Annotated in this window: 12 protein-coding genes; 5 read left to right on the forward strand and 7 right to left on the reverse strand. The window is 67.4% G+C overall.

Annotated elements, in window-relative coordinates:
• Nucleotides 1-73 precede the first annotated feature (73 nt).
• Genes tolR through Q4F19_RS02755 form a run of 4 tightly spaced genes read right to left on the reverse strand, consistent with a single transcriptional unit; the run spans nt 74 to nt 2,695 of the window.
• Nucleotides 74-517 (reverse strand): protein TolR, encoded by a 444-nt coding sequence (gene tolR / locus Q4F19_RS02740; protein ID WP_303539600.1) that lies wholly within the window; start codon nt 515-517, stop codon nt 74-76.
• Nucleotides 518-520: 3 nt separating this feature from the next.
• Nucleotides 521-1,216: a protein TolQ gene (tolQ, locus tag Q4F19_RS02745; protein WP_303539601.1), complete on the reverse strand. Its 696-nt coding sequence runs from the start codon at nt 1,214-1,216 to the stop codon at nt 521-523.
• A complete protein-coding gene (locus Q4F19_RS02750) occupies nt 1,213-1,680 on the reverse strand; it encodes a YbgC/FadM family acyl-CoA thioesterase (RefSeq protein ID WP_303539602.1) in 468 nt (155 codons plus the stop codon). The genes tolQ and Q4F19_RS02750 overlap by 4 nt, the downstream gene beginning before the upstream one ends.
• Before the next feature lie 49 nt (nt 1,681-1,729).
• The gene (locus Q4F19_RS02755) at nt 1,730-2,695 is read right to left on the reverse strand and encodes a TauD/TfdA family dioxygenase (RefSeq protein WP_303539603.1); all 966 of its coding nucleotides are present in this window, start codon (nt 2,693-2,695) and stop codon (nt 1,730-1,732) included.
• A 49-nt stretch (nt 2,696-2,744) separates the two neighbouring features.
• On the opposite strand from Q4F19_RS02755, the gene Q4F19_RS02760 reads away from it, so the two are divergent.
• A complete protein-coding gene (locus tag Q4F19_RS02760) occupies nt 2,745-3,713 on the forward strand; it encodes a hypothetical protein (RefSeq protein ID WP_303539604.1) in 969 nt (322 codons plus the stop codon).
• 6 nt (nt 3,714-3,719) lie between these two features.
• Here the strand turns inward: Q4F19_RS02760 and Q4F19_RS02765 are convergent, their stop codons facing one another.
• Entirely contained in the window at nt 3,720-5,012 is a 1,293-nt protein-coding gene (locus Q4F19_RS02765) for an aspartyl/asparaginyl beta-hydroxylase domain-containing protein (RefSeq protein WP_303539605.1), read from the reverse strand.
• 43 nt (nt 5,013-5,055) lie between these two features.
• Between Q4F19_RS02765 and Q4F19_RS02770 the strand changes: the two genes are divergently transcribed.
• Both Q4F19_RS02770 and Q4F19_RS02775 read left to right on the forward strand, forming a co-directional pair.
• Nucleotides 5,056-6,153, forward strand: coding sequence for a hypothetical protein (locus tag Q4F19_RS02770; protein WP_303539606.1), 1,098 nt, complete (start codon nt 5,056-5,058; stop codon nt 6,151-6,153).
• Nucleotides 6,150-7,310: an aspartyl/asparaginyl beta-hydroxylase domain-containing protein gene (locus Q4F19_RS02775; protein WP_303539607.1), complete on the forward strand. Its 1,161-nt coding sequence runs from the start codon at nt 6,150-6,152 to the stop codon at nt 7,308-7,310. Before Q4F19_RS02770 ends, Q4F19_RS02775 begins: the two co-directional genes overlap by 4 nt.
• An 8-nt stretch (nt 7,311-7,318) precedes the next feature.
• Here the strand turns inward: Q4F19_RS02775 and Q4F19_RS02780 are convergent, their stop codons facing one another.
• Complete coding sequence (locus tag Q4F19_RS02780; RefSeq protein WP_303539608.1) at nt 7,319-7,609, reverse strand: hypothetical protein; 291 nt, start codon at nt 7,607-7,609, stop codon at nt 7,319-7,321.
• A gap of 76 nt (nt 7,610-7,685) precedes the next feature.
• On the opposite strand from Q4F19_RS02780, the gene Q4F19_RS02785 reads away from it, so the two are divergent.
• Nucleotides 7,686-9,317: a tetratricopeptide repeat-containing sulfotransferase family protein gene (locus Q4F19_RS02785; protein ID WP_303539609.1), complete on the forward strand. Its 1,632-nt coding sequence runs from the start codon at nt 7,686-7,688 to the stop codon at nt 9,315-9,317.
• A 202-nt stretch (nt 9,318-9,519) separates the two neighbouring features.
• Here Q4F19_RS02785 and Q4F19_RS02790 read toward each other — a convergent pair whose 3' ends face one another.
• Nucleotides 9,520-12,618, reverse strand: a complete 3,099-nt coding sequence (locus Q4F19_RS02790; RefSeq protein ID WP_303539610.1) for a TonB-dependent receptor domain-containing protein — start codon at nt 12,616-12,618, stop codon at nt 9,520-9,522.
• A gap of 242 nt (nt 12,619-12,860) precedes the next feature.
• Here Q4F19_RS02790 and Q4F19_RS02795 point away from each other — a divergent pair, with 242 nt between their 5' ends.
• Nucleotides 12,861-13,391: a hypothetical protein gene (locus Q4F19_RS02795; RefSeq protein WP_303539611.1), complete on the forward strand. Its 531-nt coding sequence runs from the start codon at nt 12,861-12,863 to the stop codon at nt 13,389-13,391.
• The last annotated feature ends 6 nt before the right edge of the window (nt 13,392-13,397 follow it).

Raw genomic sequence — 13,397 nt, forward strand, 5'->3', positions numbered from 1 at the left:
GCAGGCGCATCGAACGGGCCAACCCACCCCCAGGCCCGCCCTTCCAGGGAGGGGAGATGAGATGGCGTCACCGTCATTTCGCCTGCTCGCCGCCCGTCGTGACGAGCGCGACCTTGTTGAAGCCCGAATGGTTGAGCTCGCCCATCACGCGCATGACCTGCCCGTAATCGAGCGTCGTCTCGGCGCGCAGATAGACTTGCGGCGCATCCGCGCCTTTCTTGCCGGCGGCCTTCTCCTGCAGCCGCTGCGGCAGAGCGGAGAGCGCGACCTGATCCTCGTCGACGAAGATCTTGCCGTCCTTGTCGAGCGAGACCTGGATCGGCTTCTGGTCCTGATCCAGCGCACCTGCGCGGCTTTCCGGCAGCTTGACGGGCACGCCGGCGACCATCAGCGGCGCGGTGACCATGAAGATGATCAGCAGCACGAGCATCACGTCGACGAGCGGCGTCACGTTGATCTCGGCCATCGGCGCGCGGCGCCGGCCATGGCCTTTGCGGCTGACGGGGCCCATCGCCACGCTTTAGGCCTCCGCGTCCAGCTCGCGGCTCAGCGTCAGGTGGAAGCGATCGGCGAAGCGGTTGAGCCCCGCCTCGATCCGGTCGAGCCGGTGCGTCATCCGGTTATAGGCGATGACCGCCGGAATGGCGGCGAACAGGCCGAGCGCGGTCGCGAACAAAGCCTCGGCGATGCCCGGCGCGACCGCGCCGAAGCTCGTATTCTGGCTCGCGGCGATATCACTGAACGAGCGCATGATTCCCCAGACCGTGCCGAACAGGCCGACGAACGGGCAGACGCTGCCGATCGTGGCGAGCACGTTCAGCCCTGCAGAGAGCTGATCGATCTGCGTCGCCGCGGCGGTGCCCATCGCGCTGGCGAGCCGCGCGCGCGTCGCTTCCGGGTCCATCTTCTTGCCCGCGGTGGACAGGCGCCATTCCTCGATACCCGCCTGAAAGACCTTGGCGCTCGGCAGATCGAGCCCGCCTTTCTCGCGCAGGAACTTGTCCATGTCGGCGGCCTTCTGGAAATCGGCGTCGAACGCCGCGTCCTTCCTGGCCACGCCCGCCAGGCTCAGGCCGCGGCCGAAGATGATCGTCCATGTCCACAGGCTCGCGGCGAGCAGCCCCGCCATCACGATTTTCACGACCAGATCGGCGTGCAGGAACAGGGCCAGCGGCGAGATCGACGCCTGGTTCATCGAAACGGTCAGTTCGTTCATCGGCGCGCTTCCGCTCCTCCGCTGATGGCCTCGAAGGCCGTGATCCATGCCTCGGGTTGGCGGCGCGGCCGCCCGTCGGGCCCGACGAAGACTACCGCCACGCGCCCTTCGACGACGACTTGGTCATTTCGCATGACCCGTTGATGAACGACGACCCCCGCACTGCGGATCCTTCCGACGCTGCTGACCACGGTCAGCGCATCGCCGAGCCGGGCCGGTGCGCGATATTTGAGCTCCGCCTCGGCGACGACATAGGCACTGCCGTCGGCGGCAAGCGTGGCGAGGAAGTCGATCCCGACGCGCGTGAGCATGTCGAAGCGCGCGCGCTCGAAGAAGCCGAGATAGCGCGCATGATAGACGACCCCGCCCGCATCCGTATCCTCATAATAGATGCGCACCGCGAAGCGATGCTCGTTGCCGACGATACGGCCGGAATAAGGTGCGTCGTCCGTTTCTTCGCTCATTCCCGCGGGTGATAGGGACAGCGGAGCCGGCTGGGAACCCGCAGCTTCCCTAGCGCGCGAGCTGCGGCGGCAGGGGCGGCCGAAAACCGGGGCGGCGCCAGCGCGCATGTGCGGGCTCCTCGGGATCGGGCCGTGCGAAGTCCACATAGCCGAAGAAGGTCGCGATGAGCCGCTCTCCGGGATCGAGGATCGCGTTCCGCCCATGCATGAAGCGCGTATTGTCGAGCATCAGCACGTCGCCCGGCCGCCACTGGACCGCGACCTTGATCCCCTCGCCCGTCCCCCGGATCGCCTGCAGCCAGGCCTCGGGCACCGGATGCCCGTCGTCCAGCACCGGGAAATCGGGCCGCCCGTTGTTGAAGCGCGCGAAGAGCAGGAAATTGCCGAATGCGGGCGCGTCGGTGAACATCGGCCGGTGCAGAGCGGGCCGCGAGAAGACGCGCACGATATCGCCATGCACGCGGTGGAAGCTGTACGGGCAATCGGCCGAGGTCTTGGTCAGCTCGGCATCGCTCGGCTCGGGCGTGCCAAGCCAATAATCGAGCAACTCGGGCCAGGTCGGCTTGATATAGAGGAGCCTCCGCCCCGCCAGCCCTTCGCGCACGGCTGCCGGCATGGCGCGGACCATCTCCACCCCGTCGCAGATCACTGTCTCCCCGCCCCGGCTCGGCGCCGAGAGGCAGGCGAAGAAGGCGATGTCGGGCTTCCACGGCTCGCGCGACAGTTCGGGATGGAGCGAGAAGGCGCCCACGCCGCCGTCGACGGTGTGAATATTGCGCGCGGGCTCGATCGGCTGGCGGCCCGGACTTTCGTTGAACACCGAGGTCGCGCAGAAACCCCAGGCGAAGTCGCGAAACTGCGCGGCATCCGCACCGAATCCGCGGAAGAGGAGCGCGCCGCGGTCCTTGTAGAGGGCGATGATCGCCTCCCGATCGAGATCGAGGATGCTGCGCTCGCCGGCCGCTTCGACAAGGACGTGGGGCTGCCCGAGCCGGGGCAGATGGATGGTCGCCATGACGGCCGGGGGATAGCGGCAGACGCGCCCGCTAGCTATAGCCTCGATCATGGCGCTGACGATCGACGACATACTCGCTTCGCCCGACCATTATCTGCACAGTTTCGATGGCGATGCGGCGGTGCTGCTGCCGATGGACCGCGCCGCTTATCATCGCTCGATCTTCCTCGACGGGCGGATTTCCCCGGCCGGCGAAGGCGAGATGCGGCTGCCGCTCGCCGCGCTCTTGCCGGTTCCGGCTCCGCAACGGACGAGCTGGATCTTCCACGTCGCGCATTGCGGCTCGACCTTGCTGGCGCGCGCGCTGGACCGGCCGGACGCCAATCTGGTGCTGCGCGAGCCGCTCGCGCTGCGCCAGGCGGCGGTCTTTCCGGATCCGCAGCGCTTCGCGCTCGCGACGGCGATGTCTTCGAAGCGATACCGCGCCGATCTGCCGACGATCGTGAAGGCCAATGTCCCGGTCAACTTCCTGCTGCCCGATCTCGCCGCGCGCGATCGCGAAGCCGGCACGATCTTCCTCTATCTGACGCTCCACGACTATCTCGCGGCGATCCTGCGGAGCGACAACCACCGCGACTGGCTGCGGCGCGTCACGGCCCAGCTCGCGCCCTATCTCGGCGACACCACCAGCCTCGCGGATCCCGAGCGCGCGGCCTTGCTTTGGCTCGCCCAGCTGCGCGCCTTCGCCGCCGCGCTGGCGACGATGCCAAACGCGCGCGCGCTCGACGCCGAGATCTTCTTCGCCGATCCGGCACCGACACTGCTCGCCGCTTCGCTCTGCCTCGGCGCGCCGATGACGGCGGGCGAGGCCGACGCGATCGTCCGCGGGCCGCTCTTCTCGACCTACTCGAAGAACCCGGCCGTCGCCTTCGCCAATGAAGACCGGCTGGCTCGCAAGGCCGAACTCGCTCGATCGCTCGGCGGCGAGATCGATCAGGCGACTCGCTGGCTGGCGGCGAACGGCGCCGACGCGCCCGCGATACTCGCCACCCTGCAGCGGGCTGCGCTCACCCGCTGAGCCCCGTCACTCGGAAAGCCCGATCGCCGCATTGCCGCCCTGGCCGGCGCCACCGGCGATTTCGTAGAAGCGGCGGAGCAGGGCGCGCTCCTCCTCGCGGATGTGCGGGTTCCACACGTCGAAGATCAGGATCGCGCGAAGCCGGTCCGATCGGTTCCAGGCTTCATGCTCGATCGTGTCGTCGAACGCCCAGGCCTCGCCCTCGACCCAGTCGCGCGTCTCGCCGCCGACACGAAAGCTGCAGCCCGGCGGCACGATCAGCGGCAGATGGATGATCGTCCGAACATTGCTCACCCCCGTATGCGCGGGCAGATGCGCGCCGGGCTCGAGCAGGGAGAAGAATATGGTCGGCGTCCGCCCCGGCAGGTCGGAAAGCGGCAGCGCCTCGATCGCCGCTGCGGTCTTCGGCGCACGCGCGCAGACGGCATCGTTGCGCCGGCCATCCTTCCAAAGATGGAGCGCGCCCCAGTCCATCTTGTGATCGAGCGGCGTCCATTTGTTGGCGGGCGTGCCTGGCTCCATCGCGATATAGGGCAGGAATCCTGCCTTATCGTCCGCGAGCAGTGCTTCCAGCTCGGCCCGGATCGCCCCGGTCTGCGCCTCGATCCCGGCGAGCCACGGGAAATGCGCGCGATCGAAAAACTCGTCGGCTGGCAGGAACGGGACGTGCAGCCCCGCGCACTCATTGGCGTAGATCTGCCGCCGGCCGAGCGCATGATCGATCGCCGCCGTCACGCGGCGCGTCTCGCTCGGCGCCAGTCGGCCGAGCGCCTCCGAGAGACCGCCGTCTATCGCCGCCGCAAAGTCCCGTTGCGATGCCGTGACACGATCGCGCGCATGCGCCAGCATGCTCTCGAGCGCGGGCGTCCGCTCTTCGACACCCTCGGCCATCGCCAGCACGCCCGACCAGTGCCCGGCGGCCTCAGCCTCGTCGCCGATCCGCTCGAGCAATTCGGCCATCCGCACGAGCGCCATGAAATGGCGTCGGTCGATCGCGAGCGCGCCCTCCAGCGCCGCACGCTCGCCCGCGGCATCGCCCTGCTCGCGCTTCGCCTTGGCGAGGTTCATCCACAGATCGGGGGCGCGCGGATCGGCCGCGATCGCGCGGTGGAACAGATTGACGGCCTCTTCCCGCCGTCCCCTCACGAGCGCCCGCATGCCCAGCGCGTTGAGCGCGACAGGATGTTCCCCGCATTCGGCGATCACCCGATGGAAGAGGCGCGCCGCCTCATCGACCCGTCCTGCTCGCTGCGCCTGTGTCGCCTGACCGACCAGATGGCCGGTATCGTTCGTTTTCATGATGCCCCCCCGAGCTGGGCGGGAGCTTACAGAAAGTTACGCGGTGGACAAATCCTTCCGCGCCCGCGACATGGAGGCGATGCCGCAGGCGCCGTCCCCCGCCCCGCCCCGCTCGATCGAGGAGGCCGCGCGCAATCCCGAGTGGATCGCCCATCGCTACGATCCCGGCCACGATGCCGTGCACCTGCTGCCCGTCTCGCGCGCGGTCCAGCGCCAGGTTACTTTCCTCACCGATGAATATCTGCCCTCGGGGCTCGATCCGATCGTCGTCCGCCGCAAGGATGCGATCGCCGCCGCGCCGAGCGCCGCGCCGATCCACTTCGTCTTCCATTCCGCCTTCTGCTGCTCGACGCTGGTCGCGCGCGCCTTCGATCTGCCCGGCCGGTCGATGGGGCTGAAGGAGCCGGTGATCCTCAACGACATCATCGGCTGGCGACGGCGCGGCGGCCAGGGGCCCGACATGGCCGAGGTTCTGGACAACGCGCTGCGGCTGCTCGCCCGCCCGTTCGGCGCTGGCGAGCGCGTCGTCGTCAAGCCGTCCAACGCGGTCAACGCGCTGCTCGCGCCGATCCTGACGCTGCGGCCCGACGCGCATGCGCTGCTGCTCCACGCGCCCTTGCGTACCTATCTCGGCTCGATCGCGCGCAAGGGGCTGGATGGGCGACTGTGGGTGCGGACACTTTTATTGGGCCTGCTCGACGACAAGCTCGTCGATCTCGGCTTTTCGCCGCGCGATCATCTGGGCCAGACCGATCTCCAGGTCGCTGCCGTCGGCTGGCTCGCGCAGCAGGCCCTGTTCGCACGCGTCGCCGAACGGTTCGGCCGCACGCGCATCCGCACGATCGACAGCGCGACGCTGATGGCCGATCCGCGCGCGGCGATGGCGGCGCTCGGGCAGCTCTTCGGGATGCCGCTTTCGGAGGCCGAACTGGGCGGGATCGTCGCTGGCCCCGCCTTCACGAGCCATTCCAAGTCCGGCACCAGCTTCGGCGCGACCGAGCGCGCGGCGGAGGAGGATGCGGGCGTTGCGCTGCATGCCGGCGAGATCGACAAGGTCATCGTCTGGGCGCAGGCGGTGGCCGATGCCGCGGGCATCCGCCTCGACGGCCCCTTCCCTTTGATCGAGGATCGCGACGCATGAAGGAAGATCTCCAGCGCATGGGGGAGATGGGCGTCGCCGCGCTCGGCGCGGGCGACGCGGCGCAGGCGCGTCGGCTGTTCGAGCAAATCGAGGAGGAGGGCCGCGGCAGCCACCAGCTGCGCCTGCTGCTCGCGCAGGCCTGCACCATGATGGGCGACGCGCCCGCTGCGCATCGCGCGCTGGATCAGGTGCTGCGCGACGAGCCGACCAATCTGTATGCGCTGCTGATGCGCGGCGATCTCGTCACCAAGGCGGGCGATCCGCGCGCCGCCGTCTCCTGGTATCAGGCTGCGCTCATGCAGGCGCCGCGCGCGGGGCAGCTTCCGCCCGATCTGCTGGACGCGCTGCGCGATGCCGAGCGCAAGATCGAATCCGTCGGGCGCGATTTCGCCGATCATATGGAGAGGAAGTTTGCCGAGGCGGGCGTCTCCGCCGGTATCCATCCTCGCTTCGCCGAAGCGTTGGATCTGCTGACCGGCAAAGCCGAGGTCCAGCTTCAGCAGCCGACCAATTTCTATTATCCGCAGCTTCCACAGCGCGCTTTTTTCGAGCGTGAGGAATTCGCCTGGGTCGCCGATTTCGAAGCGCGGGCTCCGCTCATCCGTGCCGAACTGGAGGCCGTCCTTGCCGCCGATCAGGGCCTGCAGCCTTATGTCGCCGCCGATCCCGATCGCCCCGCCAAGCCGCATCCCTTGCTCGGCGATCCGCGCTGGAGCGCGTTCCACTTCTTCCGCCACGGCATGCCGGTGGCGGAAAATGCCGCGCGCTGCCCGCAGACCTTCGCCGCGCTGAACGCGCTGGCTCTACCGCGCATCGACGGGCGTTCGCCGATGGCGATGTTCTCGGTGCTGAAGCCGCGCACCCATATTCCGCCGCATAACGGAATGCTCAACACGCGGCTGATCTGTCATCTGCCGCTGATCGTGCCGGACGGCTGCCGATTGCGCGTCGGCAACACGATTCGCGCGGTCGAGGCGGGCAAGATGATGATCTTCGACGATTCGATCCGACATGAGGCCTGGAACGACAGCGCCGAGACGCGCACCGTGCTGATCTTCGAGATCTGGCGCCCCGAACTGACCGAAGCCGAACGCGCCGGGCTTACGACCCTGTTCGGCGCGATCGACGTCTATTCCGGCGACGGCAACGGCGCCTGACGCGCGCCTTACTGGAAGCAGGCGCCGCCATTGCCGCTCGCGCACGACATCTGGCCGGTCATCGTCATCGTCTTGCGGACGTCGTCGCGGCCCTGCTGCCACTCCGCTTTCGTCTTGCAGACGCGATAGCCTTTGACGAGCGATCCCGTCTCCAGGAACTTCTTGCAGATGACCTTATCGGTCGCATCCGCCGATTTCTCGGCGGTCGCAACGCGCGCCGGTGCGGGCGGAGCCCCGGCGGTCCCCGTCGTCGGATCGGCAGCAGCTAGGGCAAGAAACAGAAGAAGCGACGTCGTCATCGTGACTTTCCTATTCGATTTCTCCGGATATTAGCGCAAACCGAGGTCCGCTAGAAGGCCCGTGATGTCGAACCGAGTGAAGAGACCGCCAGCGCCCGCCAGACCGCGCCCGCTCGCCGAAATCGAGCAGGCGCTCGCGGCCAATGACATCGTCCGCGCCGCCACGCTGGCGGAGACGGCACTTGCCGCCGGCCGCAATGATCCGATGCTGCTCAACCTTGCCGCCTGGGCGCGCGAGGAGGCGGGCGATTTCGGCGGCGCGCATGCTCTGCTGGAACGCGCGCTCGCGCTCGCACCTGGCGACGCGATGATCGTCGCCGCGATCGGCGCGGTGTTGCGCAAGGAGCGGCGGTTCGACGAGGCGCTGGCCGTGCTGGACAAGGTCGTCACTGCCGAGCCGCGCCATAGCGCCGCATGGCTGGAACGCGGCTATGTTCTGGATGGGCTGCGCCGTGAAGCCGATGCCGCGACAAGCTATGCGCGCGCGCTCGCGCTCGATCCTTCGCTCGCGCCGGCGCATGGCAAGCTGGCCGACGGCGCCGCCAAACGCGGTGATCGCGGCTCGGCCGAAAGCCATGCCGCACGCGCGCTCGCGACCAACCCGCACGAGCCCGGCGCGACCTTCGCGCTCGCCACGCTCGCCATCGAAGCACGCGACGGCGCCGCCGCCGAAGTCCGCCTGCGCCACCTGCTCGCCGCGCCGCTCGACGCCGACGATCGTACGCGCGCGCTGACGCTGCTGGGCGACGCGCTCGACAAGCAGGATCGCACCAGCGACGCCTTCGCGACCTGGCAGCAGGCACAGGCCAATTTCGCCGACCGCTATCGCTCCCTTCTCGGCCCGTCGCCCGATCGCCTCTCGCACCGCGCCTTCGTCGATCGCATCGCCGCCCAGGTCGCCGCGGCCGAAGCCCCGCCCCGCCTCTATCCCGCCACGGCTCTGCCGCACGCGGCCGCGACGCATGTCCTGCTGCTCGGCTATCCCCGCTCGGGCACGACGCTCGTGGAGAATGTGCTCGCCAGTGCGGAGGGTGTCATTGCGCTGGAGGAGCGCGATACGTTCGGCGGGACGGACGAAGTGCTGCTGTTCAACGACGGATCGATGCCCGATCTCGACGCGCTCGATCCCGACCTGATCGATCGCCTGCGCGCCGATTATTGGGCGCGCGTGGAACGCATGGCGGGCTCCGTCGCGGGCAAGACGTTCGTCGACATGAACCCATTCAACGGCATCCGCCTGCCGATCGCCGCGCGGCTGTTTCCCGACGCGCGCATCGTCGTCATGCGCCGCGATCCGCGCGATGTCGTGCTGAGCTGCTATCGGATCAATTTCACGCCCTCGACCGCCTCCTATGCGTTCAGCGATCTCGAGGAAGCCGCCCGCCACTATGGCGCGCTGACCGGGCTCGTCGAACTGTCCCGCGAGCGGCTCGGCATGGCTTTCCATGATCTGCGCTACGACCGGCTCGTCACCGATTTCGAGCCGACCGTTCGCGCGCTCGCCGCCTTCGTCGGCCTCCCGTGGACCGACGCGTTCCTCGATTTCGACAAGACCGCGCGCTCGCGCGGGGTCGGCACGGCGAGCGCTCTGCAGGTTCGGCGCGGCCTGTATGACGGTCGCGGCCAGTGGCGCCGCTACGAAGCGCAGCTCGCGCCTGCGCTTGCGATCCTAAAGCCATGGGCCGAACGGCTCGGTTTCGAGGAATAATCTACGGCGAGCGTCTGCTCGCGACGCCTCATCAACCGTTCGGTTCGAGCCTGTCGAGAATTTGCCCCGCTTCGCGCAGTCGAGAAGCGCCTCATCGCGCGAAGGAAGCCCCGCAGCCTTCAGCGCCGATCTTCGACTGACAAAGAAAAAGGGGGCGGGCCGAAGCCCACCCCCTTCCGATAGTCTCCCGAAGGAGCGCGCCTTAGAACTTGAGGCGTGCACCGACCAGGATGCGGCGGCCCAGCGCGTCGTAGGTCGACGGATAGGTGTTGCCGCTGTTGAACGAGGTCGAACCGATCGTGGCACCGACGATCGGCGGATCCTTGTCGAGCAGGTTGGCGACCGTCAGCGTCAGATCGAGGTTTTCGGTCACGTCGGCCCGGAAGGACAGGTCGAAGTAATTGTAACCCTTGATGTGGCCGAAGTCATACGTGCCGCCGGCGAGAGCGCCGTTGGACGTCGCGTTGCCCGAGATCGTGCCGGAGAAGGTCGTGTTGCCGGGCTCGACGTTCATCGGGCTGATGTGGCGCCACAGAAGCGAGACATCGAGCGGACCGAAGCTGAGCGTCGTGCGCTGGTTGAACGTGAACTTCGGCTGGAGCGAACCGGCAGCCGAGCTCGGACCCGCCGAACCGGGCGAACCGCAGCTCGTGCTGTAGAGACCGACGCAGTCGCGAACGATCGAGACCGGCGTCGCCTGGAACTCTGCACGGCGGGTATAATTGCCCTGCAGGCCGATATCGAGCTTGGTGAAGCCCAGATCGCGGCGATAGTTGAAGCCGAAATCGATACCGTCGGTCAGGATCGTCCCGGCGTTCGACGAGATGAAGTTCAGGCCGCCCGTGGTTGCCGGATCGCCGTCGAGACCACCGGTGACCGGATTACGCCGGATCGCGGTGCAGAGCGGGTTCGTGGCGGCGGAAGCTGCGATGCCGGCACCGGTACGATTACCGAAGCACAGGTTGATCGCATCATCAGGCGTAGGCTGCGAAATCGCCTGCTTGATCTTGATGTGGTAGTAATCGACCGTGATCGACAAACCGGGGATCAGGCTCCGGGGCTGAATGACGAGACCCACGGTGTAGGAGTCCGACTTCTCAGGGCGGAGCAGCAGACTGCCCGCGGTCGTCGCGGCAGCCTGCGCCGCGGTCGGCGTCAGGATCTGGCCGATCGAGCTGGCCGGCGCACCCTGCGCAAGGCAGACCGCGCGCAGATTGGCATTGGTAGTCGGGGCCGCCCCGGCGCAGGGATCATAGCCAAGATTGGTCAGGCCGACGACGGCCGGTGCGAACAGCTCGGTGATGTTCGGGGCACGAACCGCGCGCTGATAATTGCCGCGCAGCTTGAGGCCCTCGAACGGCTCCCAGCTACCGCCCGCCTTGTAGGTCGTCGTCTTGAAGCTCGGGCTCGTCGGCGCTTCCACCTTGTAGCTCGAATAACGGATGCCGCCTTCGACCGTCAGGCTCTTGAAGAAGGGCCGGTCGGCGATCAGCGGAGCGATGACTTCGCCATAACCTTCGACGACGTCATAGGAGCCGTTGAAGTTAGTGATTGCGCCACCGGCACCGCCCAGCTCGCCCGCGGTCTGCGAAAGCGAGTCCGCCGACTGCGACGCCGTATACTTGCGATACTCCGAACCGAGCGCGAAGCTGATCGGCTCCGCGGCCATCGGGCTGGTCACGCCGAAATCGCCGGTCAGCAGCGCACGGGCCTGAGCGAGCGACGCCTTCTGGAACGAGAAAGAATTGCCCGTGAGATACGGGATCTGGTTCGCGGCGATCGAGCCGGTCGGCCCGAACAGATTGACCGGAACGCAGCCCGTGCTCGCCGTCAGCGGAGCACCGCCGGTGGCGCCGCTCAGGCAGCTCGTGGTGTTCGTGGCGTAGGCCGCCGAGCGGACGCGCGACAGGAGCACGTAACCCGACTGGGTCTGACGATTCTCGGATTCGCCGTACGAACCGTTGATGTCGAGGTTCAGGCTGTCCGTGATGTCGAACTTTGCGCCGGCGCGATAATCGAACACCTGCGTGACATATTCGGAAACGCGCGGGCCGACCTCAACCGTACGACGCCCGATGACGGGGCTGACGGTCCGGAAGTTCGGGTTTGCCGTGCCGTCCGGATTGGTCGGGCTCGTCGCGGTGGCAGCCGCGGCGCACTGCGCGGCCGTCAGGCCTTGGACGCCTGCCGTGGTCGGATCGAAATCGAAGCCGTTGCAGAACGATGTCCGCAGCGCGGGCGTGAGATAGGGATTGCTCAGCGGGATCTGGACGGTCGCGCCGAAGATACCAGACGGAGCGATGATCGTGTTCACGGTGTTCTTCGAGAACATGCCGCGCGTGTAGAGCTGGATGCCGTCGGCGACGTCGTAATGACCGGCGCCATAGATGTTGAAGCGCTTAAACGGCGTCTGGAAGATGTTGTAGGGCGCGAAGTTGAACGCATCCGAAGGCGTCGTCGCCGTGCCGCGCGAGCGATAGGCGCGGACAGCGCCCGTTCCCTGATCGATCACGGAGAAGCCGGCGCCGCCCGTGGTGAAGCGCGACGGCGTCGTCGTGCCCGAACCGCCCGAGAAGCCCGAGGTCGATGTGTACTGGTTCTGCGAGAAGCTGCGCGCGCCCTGATAGACCGGCTTGGCCTTCTGGTAGCCGATCGACAGCACGGCGTTGCCCTTGCCGTCGTCGAAGTTCGCGCCGACCGTCAGATCGACGCGCGCGACATTGCCGTCGCCGCGCTGGGTCAGCTGCTCGGAGGCGTTCGCCTCGAAGCCCGAGAAATCCTGGCGGGTGATGAAGTTCAGCACGCCCGACACGGCGTCTGCGCCGTAGGTCGTGGCGGCGCCACCGGTCAGCACGTCCGTACGCTCGACGAGCGCCAGCGGAATGTTGTTGAGATCGGTCCGGCCCGTCGCGCTCGACGGCACGATGCGGTTGCCGTCCAGCAGGACGAGGTTGCGGAAGTTGCCGAGGCCGCGAAGATCGACGAACGATGCGCCGCCGTTGCCGTTGTTCACGGCGGAGCCGATGCTCGGCGTCACGCCCGGCAGATCGCGCACGAGCTGCTCGGCGGTGTTCGACTGGCGCAGGCCGATTTCGGCCGCGCCGATGACGGTCACAGGCGACGAAGAAACAAGGTTCGGATTGCGGACCAGCGAGCCGGTCACGACGATTTCCTGAGGTGCTTCGGCGGGCGGCGCGTCTGCGGAGGTGCCGACCTGCGCGAAGGCAGGGCTGGCGATGGTCGCTGCGCCGACCATCAGGGTCGTCGCGAGCAGGCTCTTACGGTAACGGTTGGTGGTCATATTGGTCCCCTTTAGCGACCGCCCTTGGGCTTGGCCGCTCCAATTCGACGTGTCAGTGTTCGACCCGGCGGGCCGTCACATGACAGTATGGCTAATCTCAAAAGACCCGCTCCGCCAATCATCCGACGTTCGCGGCTGCAATATTCCGGTCACATGTTACATGGCTGCCACACTCGGCAACCTTGCCGATGCGCGCGTCCCGTCCTAGCCGTCGCTCCTCTTTGCCGGGGAAGGATTCAGGGATGAAAATGGCTCTGCCGATCGCGCTCGGCGCGATCCTGTGTTGCGCCGGTGCCGCGGTGGCGGCGGGGCCGAACTCGTCGGACCGCGTGCTGCGCGATTTCGCGAATTGCCGGACGACGGGGGACGCGGCCGCCCGGCTTGCCTGTTTCGAGAAGACGTTCGACAGCTTCGAGCAGGCGGTCAAATCCAGGGAGGTCACGATCGTCGACAAGGCCGACGTACGCGAGGCCAAGCGATCGCTATTCGGCTTCACCCTGCCCAAGCTCGATCTGTTCGGCGGCGGTGGCGGCAGGGAGGATCCCGCCGAGGAATTCGCCGAGATCAACACGACCGTCGCCTCGGCGCGAACAGGCGAAGGCGGACATATCGAGATCCGCCTCGCCGACAATCCCGATGCCTTGTGGCGGACGACCGACCCGATGGCGTTCCCGCCCCGCGCCGGCGACAAGATCCGCATCCGCCAGGGCGCGCTCGGCAATTATTTCCTGTCGGTCGGCGGCCGCTCCTATCGCGGCATAAGGGTGCGCTGAGGCACG

It is taken from the genome of Sphingomonas natans, assembly GCF_030546695.1.
Lineage (GTDB): Bacteria > Pseudomonadota > Alphaproteobacteria > Sphingomonadales > Sphingomonadaceae > Sphingomonas_I > Sphingomonas_I natans.

Coding starts and splice junctions, on each gene's coding strand:
- Q4F19_RS02765 (WP_303539605.1), bottom strand. CDS start 5,012: ATGAAAACGAACGATACCGGCCATCTGGTCGGTCAGGCGACACAGGCG.
- Q4F19_RS02755 (WP_303539603.1), bottom strand. CDS start 2,695: ATGGCGACCATCCATCTGCCCCGGCTCGGGCAGCCCCACGTCCTTGTC.
- Q4F19_RS02760 (WP_303539604.1), top strand. CDS start 2,745: ATGGCGCTGACGATCGACGACATACTCGCTTCGCCCGACCATTATCTG.
- Q4F19_RS02780 (WP_303539608.1), bottom strand. CDS start 7,609: ATGACGACGTCGCTTCTTCTGTTTCTTGCCCTAGCTGCTGCCGATCCG.
- Q4F19_RS02750 (WP_303539602.1), bottom strand. CDS start 1,680: ATGAGCGAAGAAACGGACGACGCACCTTATTCCGGCCGTATCGTCGGC.
- Q4F19_RS02795 (WP_303539611.1), top strand. CDS start 12,861: ATGAAAATGGCTCTGCCGATCGCGCTCGGCGCGATCCTGTGTTGCGCC.
- Q4F19_RS02775 (WP_303539607.1), top strand. CDS start 6,150: ATGAAGGAAGATCTCCAGCGCATGGGGGAGATGGGCGTCGCCGCGCTC.
- Q4F19_RS02790 (WP_303539610.1), bottom strand. CDS start 12,618: ATGACCACCAACCGTTACCGTAAGAGCCTGCTCGCGACGACCCTGATG.
- tolQ (WP_303539601.1), bottom strand. CDS start 1,216: ATGAACGAACTGACCGTTTCGATGAACCAGGCGTCGATCTCGCCGCTG.